Annotated in this window: 19 protein-coding genes; 15 read left to right on the top strand and 4 right to left on the bottom strand. The window is 37.9% G+C overall.

Features of this window, described 5'->3' with window-relative positions:
• Window positions 1-355 (bottom strand): transposase (locus BN35_RS06795; RefSeq protein ID WP_044071334.1); only part of this gene is annotated, 355 nt, incomplete at its 3' end.
• Between the two features lie 453 nt (window positions 356-808).
• Here BN35_RS06795 and ileS point away from each other — a divergent pair.
• The 5 genes from ileS (at window position 809) to BN35_RS06820 (ending at window position 8273) form a co-directional block, all read left to right on the top strand.
• On the top strand, window positions 809-4489 hold the full coding sequence (gene ileS / locus BN35_RS06800) for an isoleucine--tRNA ligase (protein ID WP_028901015.1): 3681 nt from the start codon (window positions 809-811) through the stop codon (window positions 4487-4489).
• 62 nt (window positions 4490-4551) lie between these two features.
• Entirely contained in the window at window positions 4552-4932 is a 381-nt protein-coding gene (locus BN35_RS06805; RefSeq protein ID WP_025072231.1) for a TraR/DksA family transcriptional regulator, read from the top strand.
• 37 nt (window positions 4933-4969) lie between these two features.
• The gene (locus BN35_RS06810; protein ID WP_025072230.1) at window positions 4970-5623 is read left to right on the top strand and encodes a lipoprotein signal peptidase; all 654 of its coding nucleotides are present in this window, start codon (window positions 4970-4972) and stop codon (window positions 5621-5623) included.
• Window positions 5616-6539, top strand: coding sequence for a DUF4296 domain-containing protein (locus tag BN35_RS06815; protein WP_028901016.1), 924 nt, complete (start codon window positions 5616-5618; stop codon window positions 6537-6539). The genes BN35_RS06810 and BN35_RS06815 overlap by 8 nt, the downstream gene beginning before the upstream one ends.
• 39 nt (window positions 6540-6578) lie before the next feature.
• Window positions 6579-8273 (top strand): dipeptidase, encoded by a 1695-nt coding sequence (locus BN35_RS06820; RefSeq protein WP_025072229.1) that lies wholly within the window; start codon window positions 6579-6581, stop codon window positions 8271-8273.
• Window positions 8274-8358: 85 nt separating this feature from the next.
• On the opposite strand, the gene BN35_RS06825 is transcribed toward BN35_RS06820, so the two are convergent.
• The 3 genes from BN35_RS06825 to xpt form a co-directional block, all read right to left on the bottom strand.
• Window positions 8359-9231 carry a sigma-70 family RNA polymerase sigma factor gene (locus BN35_RS06825; protein WP_025072228.1) on the bottom strand — a complete coding sequence of 291 codons (873 nt, stop codon included), beginning with the start codon at window positions 9229-9231 and terminating at the stop codon, window positions 8359-8361.
• A gap of 218 nt (window positions 9232-9449) precedes the next feature.
• The gene (locus tag BN35_RS06830) at window positions 9450-10826 is read right to left on the bottom strand and encodes a nucleobase:cation symporter-2 family protein (RefSeq protein ID WP_025072227.1); all 1377 of its coding nucleotides are present in this window, start codon (window positions 10824-10826) and stop codon (window positions 9450-9452) included.
• A gap of 19 nt (window positions 10827-10845) precedes the next feature.
• Window positions 10846-11421, bottom strand: coding sequence for a xanthine phosphoribosyltransferase (gene xpt, locus BN35_RS06835; protein WP_025072226.1), 576 nt, complete (start codon window positions 11419-11421; stop codon window positions 10846-10848).
• Between the two features lie 1186 nt (window positions 11422-12607).
• On the opposite strand from xpt, the gene gmd reads away from it, so the two are divergent.
• The 10 genes from gmd (at window position 12608) to BN35_RS06885 (ending at window position 22969) form a co-directional block, all read left to right on the top strand.
• Window positions 12608-13666: a GDP-mannose 4,6-dehydratase gene (gene gmd, locus BN35_RS06840; RefSeq protein WP_025072225.1), complete on the top strand. Its 1059-nt coding sequence runs from the start codon at window positions 12608-12610 to the stop codon at window positions 13664-13666.
• An 89-nt stretch (window positions 13667-13755) separates the two neighbouring features.
• Window positions 13756-14967, top strand: coding sequence for a GDP-L-fucose synthase family protein (locus tag BN35_RS06845; RefSeq protein WP_025072224.1), 1212 nt, complete (start codon window positions 13756-13758; stop codon window positions 14965-14967).
• 80 nt (window positions 14968-15047) lie between these two features.
• Entirely contained in the window at window positions 15048-16280 is a 1233-nt protein-coding gene (locus BN35_RS06850) for a hypothetical protein (RefSeq protein WP_025072223.1), read from the top strand.
• Between the two features lie 9 nt (window positions 16281-16289).
• Window positions 16290-16502, top strand: a complete 213-nt coding sequence (locus BN35_RS06855) for a hypothetical protein (protein ID WP_025072222.1) — start codon at window positions 16290-16292, stop codon at window positions 16500-16502.
• 86 nt (window positions 16503-16588) lie between these two features.
• On the top strand, window positions 16589-17143 hold the full coding sequence (locus BN35_RS06860; RefSeq protein WP_081411432.1) for a plasmid pRiA4b ORF-3 family protein: 555 nt from the start codon (window positions 16589-16591) through the stop codon (window positions 17141-17143).
• Window positions 17144-17206: 63 nt separating this feature from the next.
• A complete protein-coding gene (locus tag BN35_RS06865) occupies window positions 17207-18319 on the top strand; it encodes a DegT/DnrJ/EryC1/StrS family aminotransferase (protein ID WP_025072220.1) in 1113 nt (370 codons plus the stop codon).
• A gap of 159 nt (window positions 18320-18478) precedes the next feature.
• Window positions 18479-19168, top strand: coding sequence for a WbqC family protein (locus BN35_RS06870; RefSeq protein WP_025072219.1), 690 nt, complete (start codon window positions 18479-18481; stop codon window positions 19166-19168).
• On the top strand, window positions 19165-20553 hold the full coding sequence (locus BN35_RS06875) for an ATP-grasp domain-containing protein (RefSeq protein WP_025072218.1): 1389 nt from the start codon (window positions 19165-19167) through the stop codon (window positions 20551-20553). Before BN35_RS06870 ends, BN35_RS06875 begins: the two co-directional genes overlap by 4 nt.
• Before the next feature lie 20 nt (window positions 20554-20573).
• Window positions 20574-21536 (top strand): glycosyltransferase, encoded by a 963-nt coding sequence (locus tag BN35_RS06880; RefSeq protein WP_051275183.1) that lies wholly within the window; start codon window positions 20574-20576, stop codon window positions 21534-21536.
• Entirely contained in the window at window positions 21536-22969 is a 1434-nt protein-coding gene (locus BN35_RS06885) for a lipopolysaccharide biosynthesis protein (protein ID WP_025072216.1), read from the top strand. Before BN35_RS06880 ends, BN35_RS06885 begins: the two co-directional genes overlap by 1 nt.
• Window positions 22970-22988: the final 19 nt, after the last annotated feature.

The following is a 22988-nucleotide window of genomic DNA, read 5'->3' on the forward strand; positions in this document are numbered from 1 at the left end:
ATATTGAAATTCCTTCTTCTGCTTCTGCAATTTCTATCAATTTCTTATAAGCAAGATTACGAAGTCGCTCATATTCAAGAGATTTTTCCAAATCCGATATCCGTTTATGAAGTGCTTCTTCTGAGGAGATTTCTTTTTTAGGATGAGCCATTTGATAGGAACTTATGATTTCTGAAGGCAAAGATAATACTTTCGAATCAACCGGCCACTTTTTTATCCAGCTTAATAAAGCTCCATTTGTAAGTCCATATTTACGAGTTATGGACAATTGAGATACGCCTTCTGAATAATACTCGCTTAATACTTCAAGCTTAAATAAATCACTAAAGGTTCTTCTTTTAAGTTCTTTTGTCATATTATTTTACTTTTTATGAGGTTAATAATATGTCAAGCTATTTCAGTATAAGACACTTGGTCGTTTTTGTGCATAATAGCATAGGATTTGTGGCTTGATTTTTTCTATTTTGTCTTTTTTCAACGCTCATTTTATTGTCATTTTTTAGGACAAATTACACAAATAAAAAACGCATAAAAAATAAGAAAAAGCAGAAATTTTCGTGTCTCTTATATTCGTCAAAAAAGGTGAAATGCTTACAAATCGTTTGGAATTTTCTACCGAGTTGATTAGAATCTTGGTACTTGTTGTTAGTGCGTATAGCAATTGTGGGGCTACCAATATGAATTCTTTTAGACCCTAAAATTAGTAAACAAACAGCAAACTGAAAAAGAAGATATAAGTTTGTTAATGATAAGTTTTTTTGTTACCTTTGCGCTCTAAATAACAACACATATCTAACAAAGTATATTTATGGGTAAAAGATTTGCCGAACATCAAGGTTTGAATTTGAAGAAAACTAACGAAGAGATATTGGCGAAATGGGAAAAGAACGACATTTTTAATCGCTCCATCAAAGAAAGGGAAGGATGTCCACAATTTATATTCTTTGAAGGTCCTCCCTCGGCAAATGGTCACCCTGGTATTCATCACGTGTTGGCACGTGCGATTAAAGATACTTTCAATAGATACAAGACGATGCAGGGGTATCATGTCTTGCGAAAAGCAGGATGGGATACCCATGGACTGCCTGTTGAGTTAGGCGTTGAGAAGGAGTTGGGTATTACTAAAAAGGATATTGACAACAAAGCATCTGAACACTACATCTCTGTAGAGGATTACAACAGAAAATGTCGGGAAAACGTCATGAAATTCACGGAGGAATGGCGTCGCTTGACAGAAGAAATGGGCTATTTCGTAGACTTAGACCACCCATATATCACTTATGATAATAAATACATAGAAACCCTTTGGTGGCTTCTAAAACAATTATATAACCAAGGTCTATTATATAAAGGTTATACCATACAACCCTATTCACCTGCTGCAGGAACGGGATTGAGTTCACATGAACTTAATCAGCCTGGATGTTATCGTGATGTGAAAGATACGACCGTCACAGGGCTGTTCAAACTTACTCCTGACAGTGTGGCACAGTTGGATGAGGCGCAAGAATTAAACTCATGGGGAGATACCTATTTCATCGCATGGACTACCACACCATGGACACTTCCTTCTAATACAGCACTGTGTGTGGGTCCAAAGTTTGATTATGTTTCGATACAGACCTACAATCCATATTCTGCCCAGCCAATAAACATCATCATGGCGTACGAAAGAGTGAGTGCATATCTTTCCGCAGAGGGTGAAGTGGCGAAGGATGTCGACCTGCCTGCTTTTAGCAAGGGAGACAAAGTAGTACCCTACAAGATTATCAATCACCATAAAGGAGAGAAGCTTGAAGGACTTCATTACGAGCAACTTATGCCTTGGGTAAAACCCACGGAAAAGGTGGACAGCAATGCTGCACCATTCATCACCAACTATGCTCAGGCTCACCCAGATAAAGTATTTGTGGCAGAAAACAACAAAGATCACTTTGTTGAAATGGAAAATGAAGCTTTCAGAGTGATTCTTGGAGATTATGTTACCACTGACGATGGAACAGGCATCGTACATATCGCACCTACCTTTGGTGCAGATGATGCAAAAGTGGCAAAAGATGCACATATACCAGCACTTTATCTCATCAATAAAAAGGGAGAAACTCGCCCGATGGTCGATCTTCAAGGAAAATACTACAACCTTGTAGAGCTGGATCAAAATTTTGTGGATAAATGTGTTGATGTTGTCGAATACCACAAGCATGAAGGTGACTATGTAAAGAATGCTTACGATCCTCAATTTAATCCAAATGGTATTTGGGATGTAAAAGCTTCGGAAAAAGCTGATGATTTAAACATCGTGATGTCATTGGAAATGAAAATGGAAGGTTCTGCCTACAAGATTGAGAAGCATGTACATAACTATCCTCACTGTTGGAGAACGGATAAACCTATCTTATATTATCCGTTGGATAGCTGGTTTATCAAGGATACTGCGAAGAAAGAGCGTATGGTAGAACTCAATAATACCATCCGTTGGCAACCAGAGTCAACAGGAACAGGAAGATTTGGTAACTGGTTAGAGAGCCTGAACGACTGGAATCTGAGTCGTAGTCGTTTTTGGGGAACGCCTTTGCCAATTTGGCGAGATGACGAAAAAGGGGAGAAGTGTATAGGTAGCTTAGCCGAATTGTACGATGAAATAGAGAAAAGTGTTGCTGCAGGACAAATGAGTTCAAATCCAATGAAGGAAAAAGGATTTGTGCCAGGTGATTTCTCTAAAGAAAATTATGATAAGGTAGATTTGCATCGTCCCTATGTCGATCAGATAGTACTTGTCAATGACGAAGGGAAACCAATGTATCGCCAATCAGACTTGATAGATGTGTGGTTTGATAGCGGTTCTATGCCTTATGCCCAATTGCACTATCCATTTGAAGGAGAAATGGCAGAAGGACTTTCCCTGAAGAATGCAGAAGGACAGACACAGACAGGCGACGACGCTCGTCAGGCGATGGTACAGAGTAATTATATCGGTACACCGATTCCACCAGCTTTCTTCCCCGCAGACTTCATTAACGAGGGTGTGGACCAAACACGTGGATGGTTTTTTACGCTCCATGCTATTGCCACCATGGTATTTGATTCCGTAGCCTTTAAGAATGTGATTTCAACAGGTTTGGTTCTCGATGCTAAAGGTAATAAGATGAGCAAACATCTGGGGAATGTCAAGAATCCGTTTGATATGATTGAACGGTATGGAGCTGATGCTGTTCGGTTCTATATGATGACAAACTCAAGTCCATGGGATAATTTGAAATTTGATGAAGAAGGTGTGGATGAGGTTCGTAGGAAGTTCTTTGGTACACTCTATAACACTTATTCATTCTTCGCACTGTATGCAAATGTTGATGATTTTCAACCGACAGGCTGTTTTGATAAGACAAAGTTAAAAGATGCGCCAGAAATTGATAGATGGATTATTTCGAAATTGCATTCTCTCATCAAAGGAGTTGAAGATGATTTGAATAACTTTGACCCAACTCGAGCTGGCAGATTGATAGATACCTTTGTGAATGACGACTTGAGTAACTGGTATGTACGCCTTAACCGCAAACGGTTCTGGGGTAAAGAAATGAGTGAAGATAAGTTGTCTGCCTATAACATCCTGTATGAGTGTTTGTTGACCATTAGCAAACTTGCAGCTCCGTTTATACCTTTCTTTGCCGACCAATTGTATGCAGATTTAGGTGGAACCTTAGCAAGTGTTCACTTGGATAAATTCCCCAAAGTAGACCAGTCGCTCATTGATGAGGACTTGGAAGCAAGAATGGAGATTGCGCAGAAGCTAACCAGTATGGTTTTGGCACTACGAAGAAAAGTAAATATCAAAGTGCGACAACCGCTCCAGCAAATCATGATTCCTGCAACAAGCGAAGAACAAAAGCGCAGAATTGAAGCAGTTGCCGACTTGGTGAAAAATGAAGTGAATATCAAAGAAGTGAACTTTATTGAGGGACAAGGTATGCTTGTCAAAAAAATAAAGTGTAATTTCCGCACCATGGGAAAGAAGTTTGGCAAACTTATGAAAGGCATTGCAAACTATATGAATAATGTCTCACAAGATGATATTGCAATGCTTGAAAAGAACGGTCAGCTAACTTTCTCTGTAGACCAGCAAGAGGTAACTGTTAGTCGGGAGGATGTTGAGATAGTGAGTGAAGACATTCCAGGATGGCTGGTTGCTAATGAGGGAAACCTAACCGTTGCTTTAGAGGTTGAATTAACTCCAGCATTGAAGAAAGAAGGAATAGCTCGTGAACTCATCAATCGTATTCAAAACTTACGAAAAGAAAACAATTTTGAAATTACCGATAGGATTGATGTGGTCATTTCACCAAATGAAAACAGTGATGCTGCAATTCAAGATTACAGTGATTACATCAAAAGTCAAGTTCTTGCTAATCAAATTAAAATCAACGAGAACGATGGAGTAGAGACTGATTTCGATGATTTCCAACTTCATATCCTTATTGAAAAAAGAATGTAATATAAAAGAGAATAGAGTTTGAAGAACTCAATTGATTAATTAGATTGATAAAATTTATCTGTATGGAACAGAAAAAACGTTATAGCGATGCGGAACTTGAAGAGTTCCAGGCTATTATAAACGAGAAATTAGCTTTGGCTCGTAGAGATTATACCAGCATGATGAAGCAAATCATGAATGAAGATGGTAATGACACTGATGATACGTCTCCTACCTATAAAGCATTGGAAGAAGGAAGCACAACACAAACTAAAGAAGATTTGGTTCAGATGGCGGCTCGTCAACAAAAATTCATTCAAGGTTTGGAAGCAGCATTGGTTCGAATAAAGAATAAAACCTACGGAATTGATCGTATCACGGGCGAGTTGATACCAAAAGAACGTTTAAGAGTGGTACCTCATGCTACTTTAAGCGTTGCATCTAAGAATGCAAGGAAACATTAATATTTTCTCTATTGCATTCTAATTAACTCAACGGAGTATGAAAAGATACATCACAGACGGAAAACTGGCTGTCATTATTGTCGTATTGATACTGTTGATAGACCAAGTCATTAAGATAGCGGTCAAAACCAATATGGCGTTGGATGATTCCATTCGGATTACCAATTGGTTCTATATTCGATTTATAGAAAATAACGGAATGGCTTATGGCATAACCTTTATCAACAAATTAGTCTTGAGCCTATTCAGATTAGTAGCTATTGGCGTGATTATCTTCTATATGACCAAACTCTTGAAGCGACCACATACGAAAGGGTATATTATCTGCCTTTCTATGATTCTTGCAGGGGCTATGGGAAATATTATCGACTCTATGTTCTATGGGTTAATCTTCACACCTTCAACTCCTTATCAAGTTGCAGAGCTTGTTCCTTTTGGTTCGGGATACTCGTCTTTCTTACATGGCAAGGTGGTTGATATGTTTTATTTCCCTCTTATTGTGTCTACATGGCCTGATTGGGTTCCCCATTTTGGAGGACAAGACTTTATTTTCTTTTCTCCAATTTTTAATTTTGCCGATGCTTGCATCAGTGTTGGGGTGATAATCCTCTTGCTTTTTTATCGCAAAGATTTAGAGCATATTGGCAGTACCATTCAAGATAAAGAAACATCGATTAGCAAAAATGAGTAAGAAACTTCTTGCATATTGTTTATGTTCGATATTCTATTTGCTGGCATTGATATCGTGTAAGCCCTCTGTTCCGAAACAATACATTCAAGAGGATAAAATGGAGGATATTTTATACGATTACCATTTGGCAGATGCGATGTACAAAGCAAATTATGAAGATGCTTCTTTAATGTTAAAATACAAGGCTGCTGTCTTAAAAAAACATGGTGTTTCAGAAGCAGAATTTGATTCATCAATGGTTTACTATACGCGTCACACCCGACTCCTGCAACATATTTATGAGTCTTTATCAAATAGAATGAGTAAAGATGCTCTTTCTTTGGGTGCTTCAGCAAGCCAAATCAATAGATATCAATTGAACTCTGCAAGCGGAGATACCGCTAATGTTTGGCGAGATAATCGGTCAATGGTTCTTAGTCCTTACAGACCATTTAATGTAAGTTCTTACACTATTCAGGCAGATTCAACATTTAAGCCTGGCGATCGACTTTTTCTTAATTTCGATGCTCAGTTCATTTATCAAGATGGTACACGCGATGCGGTGGCTATCATGGCAGTAAAATTCAAAAATGACAGTGTGGCTACTCAAACTCTTTATGTATCTACGCCGAACCACTATACTACGCAAATTTCAGATGACAATAATATTGGCATTAAAGAGATACGGGGTTATTTCTTATTGAATAATAACAATCCAGCAGATGCTTATAGTACTACATTCAAGCTCATGATATTGACCAACATCTCTTTGGTGAAGATACATGCACAAAAGAAAAAGACGAATCAACAATCTGATTCACTAAATGTGGATAGCACGCTCATACATGACTCTCTGAGAACTGCACCGAGTCGAGGAATGCAACCAAAAAGAAGAGAAGCTGACGCTTCTCGTCCAGTACAAAGTGTGTCTCAATAACAAATTATAATCATCAAAAAATACTTAAACTTTATATCTATGAAAAGAACGAAGCAAGTTTTTCAAATCCATGAGCACCAGACACGAGCTATCGCTTTTATAGCTTTATTCGTCGCTCTCCTTTTTAGTTCTCAAACAACAAACGCATGTACCAACTTTATTGTCGGTAAAAATGCTTCTGTTGATGGTTCTGTCATTTGTACGTACAATGCCGATGACTACGGGCTATTTATCGGACTTAATCATTTTCCTGCAGGAAAGCATCAAGCAGGTACAATGCGTGATATTTATGATTGGGATTCCAATGTATATCATGGGCAGATACCAGAAGCAGCCGAAACCTATAACGTGATTGGAAACATCAATGAATACCAAGTAACCATAGGCGAAACAACTTATGGAGGTCGTGAAGAAATGGTAGATACAACAGGTATTATTGATTATGGTTCACTGATTTACATTGCGTTGCAAAGATCTAAGACCGCCAGAGAAGCGATTCGTATCATGACAACTCTGACAAATCAATATGGATATAATAGTGAGGGGGAAACTTTCACCATTTGTGATCCAAATGAGGCTTGGATTATGGAGATGATGGGAAAAGGTCCTGGAAGCAAAGGTACCGTATGGGTAGCGATACGTATTCCCGATAATGCGGTGTGTGGTCATGCCAACCAAAGCAGAATTGGTAAATTTAATATGAAGGACAAGAAGAATGTTCTTTACTCCAAAGACGTTGTTGAGTTTGCAAGGAAGAAAGGTTGGTACACTGGTAAAGATGCAGACTTCTCATGGAAGGAAGCTTATGCAAAACCTGATTTCTCTGGACGTAGGTTTTGTGATGCGCGAGTTTGGAGCTTCTTCAATCACTTTCAAGATATGTCCAAGTATTTGCCATGGGCGTTAGGTAAAGATCCAAATGCAGAAGACATGCCGCTATGGATTATCCCTGAAAAGAAAGTAAGTATTCAAGATGTTCAGGCTTGCATGCGCGACCACTATGAAGGAACACCCTTGGCAATAGATAATGTTGATATCGGGGGAGGTATTTGGCAAATGCCCTATCGTCCAACACCTCTGAAGTATAAAGTTGGTGAGCAGACCTATTTTAATGAAAGACCTACATCCACCCAGCAGTCAGGATTTACTTATGTAAGTCAAATGCGAAGTTGGTTGCCTCGTGAAATAGGAGGATTGCTTTGGTTTGGCAATGACGATGGAAATATGATAGCATATACGCCTATTTATTGTGGAAACACATCGCAGCCTGAATGCTATCACACGCCGGGAGCAGATGCTGTAACATTTTCTGATAAAAATGCCTATTGGGTATGTAATTGGGTAAGCAATATGGTTTATCCTCGTTATCAACAAATGTTTCCAGATGTGAAGGCTGTCCGTGACTCGTTAGAATTATCATATTTCAAAAAACAACAGGCAGTGGAAGAAGAAGCTTTGCGTCTGTATAAAAACAACAAGACAGAAGCAATCCAGTATCTCAACCAATATTCTAATGAGACAGCCCAACAGATGCTAAGTCGTTGGAAACAACTGGCTATCTTCTTAATCGTGAGATACAACGACATGGCTGTTAAACCTGTGAAGAACGGACAATTCACAAGAACCAAAACAGGATTAGGTTCACGAGTAAAGCGTCCTGGTTTCCCCGCTTCCTATGCTAAAGAAATTGTTAGACGAACTGGCGATAAATATTTAGTTCCTTCGGAAAAATAGCATTTATAAGATAGAACTCTATATGCAACTAAACAAGTAGGAGATAAATACACTATTGGTATTTATCTCCTACTCGTTAGATTTCTTATCCTAAATACTTCATGAGAATTTTTGCATTACCACTGTCACGGAGCTTGGCAATACTCTTTTCTCTAATTTGTCGAACACGTTCGCGGGTTAACCCTAATTGATCGCCAATTTCTTCGAGTCCCTTTTCGGGACGTCCGATGCCGAAACATTCTTTTATAATGATTATTTCGCGATCTTTCAGCACCTTATTTAATACGGTGTTAAGCTCTTGTGCCATTGATTCATGGTCAACCTGTCTGTCCGTCCTACTGTCATCTCCACTTGGCATGACATCCAACATGGTGTTATCTTCACCGTCTTGAAATGGCGCATCAATGCTTACGTGATGCCCATCTGCCATCATACTCTGTCCAATCTTCTCTTCGTCGATGTTTGTTGCATCAGATAATTCAGAGATAGAAGGGCGTCTATGATGTTCTTGTTCGAATCGGTTGATTTCGTGATTAATCTTATTAAGTGATCCTACTTGATTCAATGGAAGTCTCACAATGCGACTTTGTTCCGCAATGGCTTGTAAAATACTTTGTCGAATCCACCAAACAGCGTACGAAATAAACTTGAAACCACGTGTCTCATCAAACTTTTGAGCGGCTTTAATAAGCCCTATATTGCCTTCATCAATTAAGTCTGTCAGGGTAAGTCCTTGATGTTGGTATTGTTTTGCTACAGATACGACGAATCTTAAGTTGGCTGTAACAAGCTTATCCTTTGCTCTTTCGCCTTCTGGTCCGCCCTTTTTAATCTTTTGAGCGAGTTCTATTTCTTCGTCGATAGAAATCAAAGGGGCACGACCAATCTCCACTAAATACTTATCTAATGCTTCACTTGAACGATTGGTAATACTCTTCTGAATTTTTAATTGTCTCATCTTTGATATCCTTACTTCTAACTTTTGATTACAATATATTTATATACGCACGAAAAATGTGTGCAGAAAATCTGTACAAAGGTAAGGAAAAATAACGAGAATAACGAATGATGTTGTTTGTAAAATATTTAAATAATTATAAAAAGAGCTGTTATCTGGTAAATATAACAGGGTTGTTGTTCCTAATGGCTGTATTTGCGGACCATTTCATCTATCGATTAGTCTTTGATGTGGATAAGTGAGTTCGTGAGAATAGCCGCTAATCCACCTGTTGTAATACCAGAGGAAAATATATTCCGAATGGTCTCAGGCATTTGATTAAGAATGTCAGGTACCATTTCAACACTTAATCCTAAGGAAAAACTAATCGCCATAACAAGTATGGCTTTTCGGTTAATTTTGGTAGCGGCAATAATCTTAATGCCAGCTGCGGCAACGGTACCAAACATCAAGAGGGTAGCACCTCCTAAAACGGGAGCAGGAATTAAAGAGAAAACAATGCCTACTGCAGGGAACAGCCCCAGCAATATTAAAGCTCCTGCAATGTAATAACCCACATATCTACTTGCTATTCCTGTGAGTTGAATCATGCCATTGTTTTGAGCAAAAATGGAATTTGGGAATGAATTAAATATGGCAGCCAACATTGAGTTAAAACCATCGGCAAGAATACCACCAGCGGCTCGCTTTTCAAACGTACGCCCTTGAATGGGTTCACCCGAGATAAGGGAGTTTGCTGTGATGTCACCATACGCCTCAATTGCTGTGATGAGATATACTAATCCTAAAGAGATGATTGCCGAAATATCAAACCTAAAACCATATTTGAACGGTATAGGAATGTTGAACCCACCATAATCTTGTGTCGCATCGAATGGTATCATATCTAAAAAATACGCTACAACGCAGCCAATGGCTAATCCTAAGACGATAGAACTCATTCTTAAGATTTTGTTTGACGAACGATTAAAGAAAATGATGGCAAACAAAACCAACGCAGCCAATCCCAAATTCATTAACGACCCAAAGGTTCCGTTAGCTTCAGCCGCTGCTCCGCCACCACAAGCGTTAATGCCTGCTTTGATGAGAGACATACCTATGAGCGTAACCACAATTCCAGAAACCAGCGGAGTGATAATTTTTTGAGTGTATTTCAAAATTCGACTTACAAACATTTCCACCACTGAAGCAAACATACAAGCTGTGAATATGTAGGCTAATGCCAATTCTGTATCTATTTTTCCACCAATCATGCCTAACATGCCAGCACCAATAATGGGCCCAATAAATGAAAAGCTTGTTCCTTGAATACAAAGCAGTCCTGTTCCTATCGGACCAATGCGATGACACTGTATAAAGGTGGCAACGCCAGAAACAAATAATGACATAGATACAAGAAAGCCTGTTGTATGAAGGTCAAAGCTCAGTGCGTTTGAAATGATTAAAGGCGGTGTGATAATTGCCACAAAAATAGCCAAAAGATGTTGCAGCGCTGCAAACAAGGCTTCTCTAAGTTGCGGCTTATCATGTAGACCATAAATTAAATCGGTTTGATGATGAAGGATAGGCTCTTGTGGTTTTGTTGAAGTCGTCATTTGTCGCTGGTGTTGTGAGTTAATCAATTCCTTTCAATTTGATTTTACAGTCATCGAGTGATTCAATCATCGCCAATGATTCGCATCTAACGCCTGCCGCTTCAATCACTTCACGACCATGCTGAAAAGTCTTCTCAATAATAAACCCCATGCCTACCAATTCTGCTCCTGCTTGTTGACAAAGGTCGATGATTCCTTTTGCTGCATTACCGTAAGCAAGGAAATCATCAATAAACACAACCTTGTCTTGTGGGGTCAGGTAGTCTTTGCTAATAACTACATTATATTCCCGTTGCTTGGTAAATGAGAATACTGTAGTGGATAAGATGTTGTCCATGGTCGAAGCTTTCTTTTTCTTCGCAAACACAACAGGAAGATCCAACAAGAGTCCCATTACAATGGCGGGTGCAATACCTGAAGCTTCGATGGTTAATATTTTATTGATTTCAGTAGAACTGTATCTTTTAATAAACTCAATGGCAATAGCTTTCATTAAGTTGGGATCCATTTGGTGATTGATAAACTTGTCTACTTTTAGAATCCCACCAGGATAACAACGCCCGTCTTTCAAGATACGGTCAATTAATGTTTTCATTTGAGCTGCATTTTTGTAATGCGTGCAAAGTTACTAAAAAGATGCAAGAGCTAAGCAAAAAAGCTTAGTATTTTGTATGGATAATGCACGACTTTTTTATTTAAGATAGGGTGGCTTATCGTAAAAAATAATCTTTTTTCTTTTATTTCAGCACCGTGTCTAACGAATAAACTGCATCACATTGCTTCCCTCGTTTGCTGCAATAGTAATTACACATCAATAAAAGAGTTGCGTTTTTTCTTGTTATTTTTGCTAAAAACATCAGACGTTTTTGTCCTGTAATTTTACCAAAAAACGACCATCTAAAATCTTCAAAATAGAAAAATTTAATAGGCAAACGATATATAAAATTACGCTGATTTTACAAAAATAAACGCCTTTTCAAGTTAGAACATTAACTTAACAGCCTTGGAAACACTCATTAGAGGTGTTATTTACATGACATAACAGCCTTAAAGCATGCAAATTGCAGGCTTATCTTAATGCTTTAGCCGCTAATGAACGGTAAAAAAGGGAGTGAAAATATGTTCTTTATGTATAATATGTTCAATATCAACGTGTTATAAAAGTCTCTCATAATTCGCGTATTTGCGACCAACTTTGCCGTTGGATGTTTTCACGCGAGTTATGAGAGATACTTTGTAAAGAAAATTCAGCATTTATTTTCTTTGAACAAGGCAGTGCATCACCAATTTTACCAACGCTTTTTTATGATTGGATTTCATTGAATGATAATGGCTATAACAGAAGCCAAAAGCAGATTGTTCTTTACAATAAACCCCTTTCTTTAGCGAAATCTGCAGTTTCTTTGGTGTGAAATAAGAGATACAAACATTTGCGATGTAAATAAAAATAATTATCTTTGCAAACTGAACAAATACACTTCATAATGAAAGCTCTGCGGGCTTGAACAACCCTACAGTGGAGGTGAAAAATGGAGATGATACCCTATATCGCTTGTTAGTAACGACTGACAAGGAGAGGAGGGTGTCTCTGTTTTTTAACCCTTTGGAGGAGCATTCATGGGTGTGTTGATGTTTCAATTCAGGTTTTTTCTTGTGCGACGAGGGATAAGTTTTTTCGCTATCAAGTTACTTTTTTCTGTTTATTGAAATCCAGAATCGCTCACTTCGTTCAACATGAGATGAAATCTCACCTATAATATTCATGATTTAATTTTATATTTATGACAAATCGCAAAGTGGCTCTTATTACTGGTATTACCGGACAAGATGGAAGTTATCTTGCAGAGTTTTTGATTGATAAGGGATATGATGTACATGGTCTTCTTCGCCGTAGCTCATCTTTCAACACAGGACGTATAGAACACTTGTATTTAGATGAATGGGTGCGGGATATGAAACAGTCTCGCTTAGTGAATTTGCACTGGGCTGACATGACCGATTCGTCCTCTCTCATTCGTATCATTGGTGAGATTAAACCTACCGAAATCTATAATCTTGCAGCACAGAGTCATGTCAAAGTGAGTTTTGATGTTCCTGAATATACGGCAGATACGGATGCCATAGGTGTACTCAGACTGTTGGAAGCAGTGCGTATTTGCGGCTTAGAAAAGAGTTGTCGCATCTACCAAGCCAGCACTTCCGAACTTTTTGGAAAAGTTCAAGAGGTGCCACAGAAAGAAACCACCCCCTTCTATCCACGTTCGCCCTACGCTGTGGCAAAACTCTATGGCTTTTGGATTATGAAGAATTATCGCGAGAGTTACGGCATGTATTGTTGCAACGGCATTTTGTTCAATCATGAAAGCGAGCGGAGGGGTGAGAATTTCGTGACCCGCAAGATTACCTTGGCAGCTGCACGTATAGCGCATGGGTTGCAAGACAAACTGTATTTAGGTAACTTGGACGCTCGACGCGACTGGGGATATGCGCCCGATTATGTACAATGTATGTGGTTGATGCTGCAGCAAGAGCAGCCTGACGATTTCGTCATTGCCACAGGCGAATATTATAGTGTGCGCGATTTCGCTACCTTGGCATTTCATCATGCTGGCATTGAACTTGAATGGCGTGATAAGGGGATGAATGAAAAAGGCATTGACAAGGCCACTGGCAAAGTGCTGGTAGAGGTGGATCCCAAATATTTCCGACCCGCAGATGTCGAACAATTGCTCGGTGATCCAACAAAGGCGAAAGAACAGTTAGGCTGGAATCCTCGCCAAACCAGCTTTGAAGAACTGGTTAAAAAGATGACAGAGTATGATTTGGAAAATGTGAAATAGTAAGGAAAATAGTTTTTTCTTTCCAGATTACCTAGTATTCCTAGGTTTCCTAGTATCCCTAGAAAATTTAGAAGACCTATTCATCAATCATGGCATTATCAAAAACATCTAAGATATACGTTGCTGGGCATCACGGCTTAGTGGGTTCAGCGATATGGAAGAATCTTGAAGCAAGAGGATACAGCCAGCTGATAGGGCGCAGTCATAGCGAATTAGATTTAACCAATCAGCAAGCCGTTGACGACTTTTTCAAGACAGAACGTCCTGATGCAGTGGTGTTAGCCGCTGCCTTCGTGGGAGGTATCATGGCGAACAGTCTGTACCGAGCCGACTTCATCATGCAAAACATGATGATGCAATGCAACGTGATTTCGTCAGCTTATAAATATGGTGTGAAAAAACTACTCTTCTTGGGTTCCACCTGCATCTATCCAAAGAATGCACCACAGCCCATGAAAGAAGACGTGCTGCTTACTTCGCCATTGGAATATACCAACGAAGAATATGCCATTGCCAAGATTGCCGGACTGAAGATGTGCGAGAGTTATAACCTACAATATGGCACGAACTATATTGCGGTGATGCCCACTAATCTATATGGTCCCAATGACAACTTCCACTTGGAGAACAGTCATGTGATGCCTGCCATGATGCGCAAGATCTATTTGGCTAAACTGATTCATGAGGATAACTGGGAAGCCATTCGGGTGGACATGAACAAGCGACCGATTAATCCTGTTAAGGCTTTGGCAGAGCAGATAGGAAAAGACAATGTTGACGGCGAGTGTAGTAAAGAACGCATCTTGCAGGCATTGAAGTTTTATGGCATAGAAAACAATAAGGTAACCCTTTGGGGAACAGGCTCGCCATTGCGTGAGTTCCTTTGGAGTGAGGATATGGCAGATGCTTCGGTACACATCCTTCTAAATGTAGACTTTAAGGACATCATCGGCATAGACAAGTATTCGAGCGTGTTTTATGGTACAGCTACCGATGGTGAGGTAAACCGCAACAACAGCGAGGGACGTGGCGGTGCTATTCCCTCGCTTGGCGAGATACGTAACTGTCATATCAACATAGGTACGGGCAAGGAGCTAACTATCAAGCAACTCTCCGAACTCATTGTGCAAACTGTTGGCTTTACAGGAACCGTTGTGTGGGATGAAAGCAAACCCGACGGAACTCTACGCAAACTCATCGATGTGTCAAAGCTTCACTCTTTAGGTTGGACGCACAAGGTGGAAATACAGCAGGGTGTGCAGAAGTTATACGATTGGTACAGGCAGTCGCTGCAAGGATAAAGATAAGGGATAGATTTTAGCGGGTCTTATTCGTTTATCTACATAAAAAAAGAGGAACACTTCCATTCAAATCCTTACTTATGAAAACATATTTAACTCTTTGGCTATTATGTTTTATGCTGTTATTTCTTGGGACTGTAGAAACTCATGCACAAAGGTTTTATTTTAAAGAGTTGTTCAAAAATTGCGTGTATAGTAATAGAAATCGTATTCCGCAAACATTTTACGCAGCTGATAAATCTTATGGTCATCAATGGAAATTGACAGTAGATGGAGCGCTTGCTCATAGCACTGCGGATTGCCTGCATGTGGGGACAACAGACAAAAAATCTCAAATTATTTGTTTAGAAACCACAACACAGTTTAAGAATGTGGATTTAGTAAGAGTGTCCACCAATATAGCAGATAAACGAGGAATTTACACAGTAGGTATGACTCTCAGTTCAAATAAAGGCAATTTTAGTGATACACATAGTTTCAAGAGAGAGAAAGGTAATTCAAATGATGACCTAAGTAATTTTCTTATCACGAAGGGTAAAATAAATAGTGGAACTCTTAAGGTTGAAATGAAAGGGGACAATTATGAAAAAGGGGCTCTATTTTTATATTTTATAGAAGTTGCTTCCGTTTTATCCGATCAGCACGAGCTACAAAGCCAACACATCAAATCTGGAGAGATTTATTCATATCAAGTGCAGCGTATTTTCTCCAAAGACTATTGGAATACTATTTGTTTGCCGTTCGATGTGGAGGAGAGTCAGGTGCAGGAACTATTCGGAAATACCCATAGATTAAGAACTTTTAAGGGGAATGTAGATGCGAATGGTACGATGATTTTTGCAGAAGCAAAGGAAATAAAAGCAGGTGTTCCCTATCTATTAAAACCTGCAAAGACAGTAGAGAGTCCTATTTTTACAAATGTCATTTACACCAATGCTGAACCTACTGTAGTGAGCGATCCAACGGGAGCTTTCTCTTTAGTGGGTGCTTTTAACCCCACGGAGCTACAAACAGACGGTACAGAACTATTTCTTGGAAATGGTGACAAACTGTATAAACCCTCTTCATCGCATAACAGAATGAATGGTATGCGTGCATTCTTTAGAATAAACAAAAATTCAAACACATTATCAAATGGTAAATACGCCATACGGTTTGATGACGAAACCACCGCTATCATGGATATTCTTCCTGAATTGAAATCACATAACTCTCGTATTTACAACATACAGGGAATGATAGTGGATGATAGTCGACCTCTGCCACCAGGTATTTATTTCAAGAATGGAAAGAAGATATGTGTAAGTAAATAAGATATTGTCGTGCGTCAAATTTATATAACTCCACATATAGATGTTTTATGCGTCGATAGCACAATTCATCTGTTAGAAGAATCGGGCAAGTCAGGAGTAAACAAAGAAGGTAATGTAGATACTACAGGAAGCCCTAATGAGGGTGATGCTGGTGGTGCGCACTCCAAACTTTTTGAGTTTGAAGACGAAGACTCTTCTTGGGACGATCATTGTTGGGAATAAGACATAGGCTATTTTCTACAGTTAGTATCTCTCTCTTATAATAATAGGTGACGATTTATAGAACAAGCCTTAAGTCAGATAACATCATGAAATCAAATACGAAAGCAAAGATAACCTATCAGTTCAAGATTAAATTGAGAGGCATCACCAATCCACCCGTATGGCGGCGCGTGTTGGTACCTGCCAACTTCACTTTCTCAGGATTCCACGCCGTGATTCAAGAAGCATTCGGTTGGTGGAACGAACATCTGTATTGTTTTGGAGATAAGCCATACAGTCAGTCGCTGTATATTGCAGAGGAGAATAAAGAGGATTGGTGTCGACCCGACTATGATGCCCGAAAGTTCACACTAGGAGAGTTGTTCGGTGACGGAGGCATCGTAAAGAAACTTTGCTATGTCTATGATTTCGGCGATGACTGGATTCACGACATCACTCTTGAGAAGGTATTCGACGAGTATTCTGACCATGCCACCTGCATCAAAGGTAAGGGAGCCTGTCCCGAAGAAGACAGTGGCGGTGTATGGGAATACGAAGATATGAAAGAGGACGGAGAGATTGAGGATTCTGCAGTCATTGATTTGGAAGAGATAAACAAATATGTGGAAGCCGTAAAACCAACAGGGTTTGAACCGTGGTAAGGGTGTTAAAAATACTTTAATCATTATAATACTCTCTATCTTAAGAAATTACAGTACTATAATATGGATAAAAATATAATTACCGTCACGTCACCGTTGCTCCCAGACCTTGATGATTTTCATGGATTGTTAAAGGAAATCTGGGACAGTAAGTGGATAACCAACAACGGCTCTTTTCATAAGAAACTCGAAGCAGCGTTGTGTGAGTATCTAAAAGTACCATATATTAGTTTATTTACCAATGGTACCTTACCGCTAATAACCGCATTACAGGCATTACATATTACTGGAGAGGTAATTACAACTCCGTATAGCTTTGTAGCTACCACTCATGCTTTGTGGTGGAATGGTATCAAGCCTGTGTTTGTAGATGTAGATCCTTATACAGGTAATCTTGACCCAAATAAAATAGAGGCAGCCATAACTCCGCGAACAACAGCAATTTTACCTGTTCATGTCTATGGAAAGCCTTGCAATGTTGATGACATTCAGATGATAGCAGACAAGTATGGACTGCGTGTTATCTATGATGCTGCTCATGCTTTTGGAGTGGAAGTAAACGGAAAGAGTATTCTGAATGCTGGCGATATGAGTACGTTAAGTTTTCATGCCACTAAAGTTTTTAACACTGTTGAAGGAGGAGCTTTAGTGATGCACGATGAAAAGATGAAAAAACGGATTGATTATCTCAAAAACTTTGGCTTTGCAGGAGAGACAGAAGTTGTTGCTCCAGGAATCAATAGCAAGATGGATGAAATACGTTCAGCGTATGGATTACTAAATCTTCAGCAGGTTGATGATGCCATTAATGCGAGAAAGAAGGTTGCCCTTACTTATCGTAATGCCCTACGAGATGTACCAGGAATAACATTTTGGAAAGACATGCCAGGCGTGAAGCACAACTATTCCTATTTCCCTATTTTTGTTAATGCACAACAGTATGGCATGACACGTGATGAACTTTATAACAAATTAAAAGCACACAATATATTAGGACGTCGCTATTTCTATCCACTAATAAGTACCTTTTCTACTTATCGTGCTTTAGAGAGTGCGCGAATAGATAATTTACCAGAAGCTATTAAATTGGCCAACACCGTAATATGTCTGCCCATGCATCACGCTTTGACTCAAGAAGAATGTAATAAGGTCATTCAGGTGATTAAAATAATTTGAAAGAAATAATAAAATTTTGAAGTGAGATTGTTGATTGGAATATTAATAGGATATTATCAGGATTTGTAAATATAGTCAATTACTGGCATCCTTTTTTTATAAGTAAAATAATATCTACTTAATATTCCTCTTTTTGTGTTATATTAAACAGGGAAGAAAATGAAATTGGGAATTATGCAGCCTTATTTTATGCCTTACATAGGGTATTGGCAGTTAATAAAAGCTGTAGATAAATATGTGATTTTTGATGATGTCAATTACATAAAAAAGGGTTGGATTAATCGTAATAATATTTTAGTGAATGGCAATAAAAAGTTATTTACCATCTCTTTGCACAATGCAAGTCAAAATAAACTGATTAATGAAATAGCGATTGCTGACGATTTCGAAAAGTTTGATAAAACTATAATAATGGCGTATTCTAAGGCACCGTATTTTAAACAAGTAAATGCCTTGCTTCATGAAATTTATGCGTATCCAAAAGATAACCTTGCTTTGTTTGTTGCCAATAGTATTAAGAAGGTTGTTGACTATTTAGAAATAAAAACAGAGCTTATTTTGTCATCCAAATTAGACAAAGATATTTTTTTGAAAGGACAAGATAAAATCTTAGCAATTTGTAGAGAGTTAAAAGCTGATACATATATTAATGCAATTGGCGGAAAAGAACTTTACGAAAAACAAAAATTTCATGAAAAAGGTTTGAATTTATTTTTTTTGGAACCTACAATCACGAAATACAAGCAGTTAAGTGGTGAGTTTGTGGGTGGACTTTCAATGATAGATATCATGATGTTTAATACTCCAGAACAAATTAGGGAAATGTTATCAAGTTTTGAATTAGTATGAAATTAGCTGTTATAGGAGCCTCAAAAGGTCAATATTCGTTGTGCTTAAAGGCGAGAGAGTTGGGAATGGAAACTTTTTGTTTTGCTTGGGATAAGGATGCCGTATGTAAAACAATCGTAGACCATTTCTATCCTATCGATATTTTCGATACAGAGCGTATCATCGGTATTTGTAAAGAACAAGGTATACAAGGAGTTGTGTCAAACGGATCGGACATAACTGCAGAGGTTCAAGCCAAGGTTTCAGATATTTTGGGGTTGAATGGCACTCCTTATCATGTTTTTCATTCCTTGCGGGATAAGTATTACATAAGGCGATGCCTTGATACAGTAGAAGGATTGAGCCAGCCCCGTTATTACAAATACCAAGGAAATGACTTGCAAATTTATCCATGTGTAGTAAAACCATGTGTAGGAAGTTCAAAATATGGCATAACTTATGTTGATTCCCCGAAGAATTTTCGCAAGGCTATTGATTATGCAAAAAAAGTAGATTGCAATGATATCTTGATTGAAGAGTTTGTTGATGGAAAGGAAATTTCGGTAGAAACCATCTCATTTCACGGACAACATGAAATTGTGCAGATTACGGATAAGGATGCTTGTATGCCACCTCATTTTGCAGAGACTGGGCATCATCAACCTGCAGATTTGCCTAAAGACTTAAGTTGTAGAATAAAAAAGATTGTACCTGCTATTTTAACCGTTATAGGATTTACGAATGGCGCCTCTCATATAGAGATGAAATATGCAGGGAGTGAGATATTTGTAATTGAAGTCAATCCAAGGGGTGGCGGAGGTTATATTTCGCAAGTATTGACATATTTAAGCTCAGGAATAGACTATTTGGCAGCGATTATCAAAGTAGCACTTAACACATTTCAAGGTGTGCAGTCACTAAAAGACAAAAATGAATCTTTTTCTGGAGTTTATTTTTTATGCAAACAAAGTGAACAAAATCTTCCTCTTTTTACAAATACCACTGATGAGTCGTGGATAGTTGAAAAGAAAATGACATCCAATCAAATAACAGAAAGTATTACGAATAATGATAGAAGTACATATCTGATTTATCAATCAGATCACAAGATTGGTGCAATAACAAGGCATGTTTTCTCTCTGAAGGATTTTAATTTAGGTAAGCAGATGTTTATAGATTTTATGCAGCATATAGAAGTAAAGGGGCGTACAGGGTTTTGGGGAGGTACTCATGACAAGATGTGGAAAGAGAATTCTGTGCTTGCTTATTTTGAAGCAGATAAAATAATATCGTGCATGGTAATGAATGAAAAAACAAATCAGGAATTTGCATTACCTTGTGTCTCCAACCATGTTTTTGAAGAAATGCGCAATGCAAAGAAGTTGTTTGAAACCTCTTATATGTAAAATCTTGAATTTTTGTTGTTATGGGGATGAAAGACAATAGTCGTATAGTGGTTGCCATAGAGTGTATGGTTTTTAATCATGAGCCGTATATAAGACAATGTCTTGAAGGTTTTATCATGCAAAAGACAAACTTTCGTTTTGTCGCTATCGTACACGATGATGCGTCAACAGACAACTCAGCATCAATTATAAGGGAATATGAACAGCGTTATCCTAATATTATACATGCTATTTATGAAACACAAAATCAATATTCCAAGCATGATGAAAGTCTTTCCAGAATTATGTTGAATGCTGTTCGTAGTACGGATGCTAAATATATTGCTATTTGTGAAGGTGATGATTATTGGACAGATCCCTTGAAACTTCAAAAACAGGTAGATTATTTAGAGGGTCATCCTGAAGTAAGTTTAGTCTATACAGAATTTAATAATGTAAATGAGAACAGTGTTCCTATTGTTCGACCTTATTATGAATTTCTTAGGAAACACTCTAAAAGTGGAGATATTTTTCATCAGTTGATTTATCGAAACTTTATTATGACCTTGACGGTCTGTTTTCGTTCAGACATACGAATGAGAAATACATATATCAACAATCCTGTTCCTTTTTACGATTATGGATTATTTCTTGCTGCGTCTATTCATAGTAAAATAAAATATTTTCCAGAGATTATGGGAAATTATAGACAGACTCCAGGAAGTTTAATTACTTCGCATAAAAGCGAAGTTAATAAAAAACTTTCGCAAGTAAGGCTTTATTTTGCACAATGTTTTTTGAAAGGTGAAGGCTTCAAACGTTCATGGAGAAGAAATAGAATCATTGAGTACAATATTGTGAAAGGCTTTTTATTTGATAAGTCAAATTTGCACAAGCTATATACAGATTTTCCTTATTTGCGTTTATACCAAATTCCCTGTTCAATAGAGCATTTTATAGTTAGAGTGTTAAAGAAATTACACATCATTTCAAAGTTTTATTAATGGCTTCAGAATTAAAACAAAAGACAATAAAAGGACTTCTTTGGAGTGTTGTTGATAATTTCTCTAATTTGGGAGTTTCTTTTATTATTGGTATTATTTTAGCAAGGTTGCTATCGCCAGATGATTACGGTCTTTTGGCAATGATAAATGTGTTTTTGGCCATTTCTCGTTCTTTTATTGATAGCGGTTTTGGAAATGCATTGATTCGTAAGCAGGACATGACAGACCACGATTGTTCCACAGCGTTTATATTTAATGTTGTCGTTTCATTATTTTTTTATTTGGTTCTGTTTCTTCTCGCGCCATTGATTGCATCGTTTTATCATAGACCTATATTAACTTCGCTTCTTCGCGCAGAGGCAGTTTGTATGATAATTAACGCTTTTGTTATTGTGCAGATTACCCTTATCAATAAAAAGGTTGATTTTAAGAAAACTACGAAAATAAGTCTTATTTCTAATGTGATATCTGGAGCATTTGGTATATTTCTTGCGTATTGTGGGTATGGCGTTTGGGCTTTGGTAGGTATGCACATATTAGCAAGTTTAATATCCGCATTTTTGTTTTGGCTGATGACAGATTGGTATCCAACTCTTGTTTTTTCGTATAATTCGTTTAAGTATTTATTTGGTTTCGGATCTAAGTTGTTGGCAACAGGTATTCTTGATGTTATCTTTAGAAATCTATATCCTATACTAATAGGTAAATTCTTTTCAGCTTCAAGTCTTGGATTTTATACTCGTGCAGAAACTTTAGCTAAGCTACCGTCTGAAACTCTTACAGGTGTTATCCAGCGTGTAACTTTCCCTGTCTTGAGTCAGATTCAAGATGACGAAGAGAGATTGTCAGCAAATTATAGAAAACTTCTCAAAATGACGGCTTTTATCATTTTCCCATTGATGGTTGGGTTAGCCGCTGTTGCAAAGCCTTTAATTTTAGTATTGTTGACAGCTAAATGGTCGCAGTCTATCATTTACTTACAGATTATCTGTTTTGGTATGATGTGGTATCCTATTCATGCGATAAATCTCAATCTTCTTCAGGTAAAAGGTCGTACTGATATTTTCCTAAAAATAGATATAATTAAGAGGTTCATTACTGTTGTGGTTTTGTTCTGTGCAATTTCATTTGGTGTGATAGGAATGTGTTTGGCATCAGTAATTTCTTCTCTGATAAGTCTTTTCATTAATACATATTATACAGGGAAAATGATAAATGTAGGTTTTGTAGTACAACTGAGAGACCTCTTACCAATACTCTTAAATTCGTTCCTTATGGCTGGAATAGTTTTCTATTCAGTGAGATTATTTGACAATAATTTCATCAACTTGTTAATTGGTATTTTGATAGGAGTCATTTCCTATGCTTTTGGAGCATTGCTGTTGGCAAAGGATGAAGTTTTAGAGTTTAGAAATGTAATATATAGAAGGTGATTCTGATTTAGGGAAAAAC

The sequence above is a fragment of the Hoylesella timonensis 4401737 = DSM 22865 = JCM 15640 genome (assembly GCF_000455445.1).
Taxonomy (GTDB): domain Bacteria; phylum Bacteroidota; class Bacteroidia; order Bacteroidales; family Bacteroidaceae; genus Prevotella; species Prevotella timonensis.

Excerpts from the sequence above, each read along its gene's own strand:
- ileS (WP_028901015.1), top strand. The coding sequence starts at position 809 with ATGGGTAAAAGATTTGCCGAACATCAAGGTTTGAATTTGAAGAAAACT.
- BN35_RS06805 (WP_025072231.1), top strand. The coding sequence starts at position 4,552 with ATGGAACAGAAAAAACGTTATAGCGATGCGGAACTTGAAGAGTTCCAG.
- BN35_RS06810 (WP_025072230.1), top strand. The coding sequence starts at position 4,970 with ATGAAAAGATACATCACAGACGGAAAACTGGCTGTCATTATTGTCGTA.
- BN35_RS06815 (WP_028901016.1), top strand. The coding sequence starts at position 5,616 with ATGAGTAAGAAACTTCTTGCATATTGTTTATGTTCGATATTCTATTTG.
- BN35_RS06820 (WP_025072229.1), top strand. The coding sequence starts at position 6,579 with ATGAAAAGAACGAAGCAAGTTTTTCAAATCCATGAGCACCAGACACGA.
- BN35_RS06825 (WP_025072228.1), bottom strand. The coding sequence starts at position 9,231 with ATGAGACAATTAAAAATTCAGAAGAGTATTACCAATCGTTCAAGTGAA.
- BN35_RS06830 (WP_025072227.1), bottom strand. The coding sequence starts at position 10,826 with ATGACGACTTCAACAAAACCACAAGAGCCTATCCTTCATCATCAAACC.
- xpt (WP_025072226.1), bottom strand. The coding sequence starts at position 11,421 with ATGAAAACATTAATTGACCGTATCTTGAAAGACGGGCGTTGTTATCCT.
- gmd (WP_025072225.1), top strand. The coding sequence starts at position 12,608 with ATGACAAATCGCAAAGTGGCTCTTATTACTGGTATTACCGGACAAGAT.
- BN35_RS06845 (WP_025072224.1), top strand. The coding sequence starts at position 13,756 with ATGGCATTATCAAAAACATCTAAGATATACGTTGCTGGGCATCACGGC.
- BN35_RS06850 (WP_025072223.1), top strand. The coding sequence starts at position 15,048 with ATGAAAACATATTTAACTCTTTGGCTATTATGTTTTATGCTGTTATTT.
- BN35_RS06860 (WP_081411432.1), top strand. The coding sequence starts at position 16,589 with ATGAAATCAAATACGAAAGCAAAGATAACCTATCAGTTCAAGATTAAA.
- BN35_RS06865 (WP_025072220.1), top strand. The coding sequence starts at position 17,207 with ATGGATAAAAATATAATTACCGTCACGTCACCGTTGCTCCCAGACCTT.
- BN35_RS06870 (WP_025072219.1), top strand. The coding sequence starts at position 18,479 with ATGAAATTGGGAATTATGCAGCCTTATTTTATGCCTTACATAGGGTAT.
- BN35_RS06875 (WP_025072218.1), top strand. The coding sequence starts at position 19,165 with ATGAAATTAGCTGTTATAGGAGCCTCAAAAGGTCAATATTCGTTGTGC.
- BN35_RS06880 (WP_051275183.1), top strand. The coding sequence starts at position 20,574 with ATGGGGATGAAAGACAATAGTCGTATAGTGGTTGCCATAGAGTGTATG.
- BN35_RS06885 (WP_025072216.1), top strand. The coding sequence starts at position 21,536 with ATGGCTTCAGAATTAAAACAAAAGACAATAAAAGGACTTCTTTGGAGT.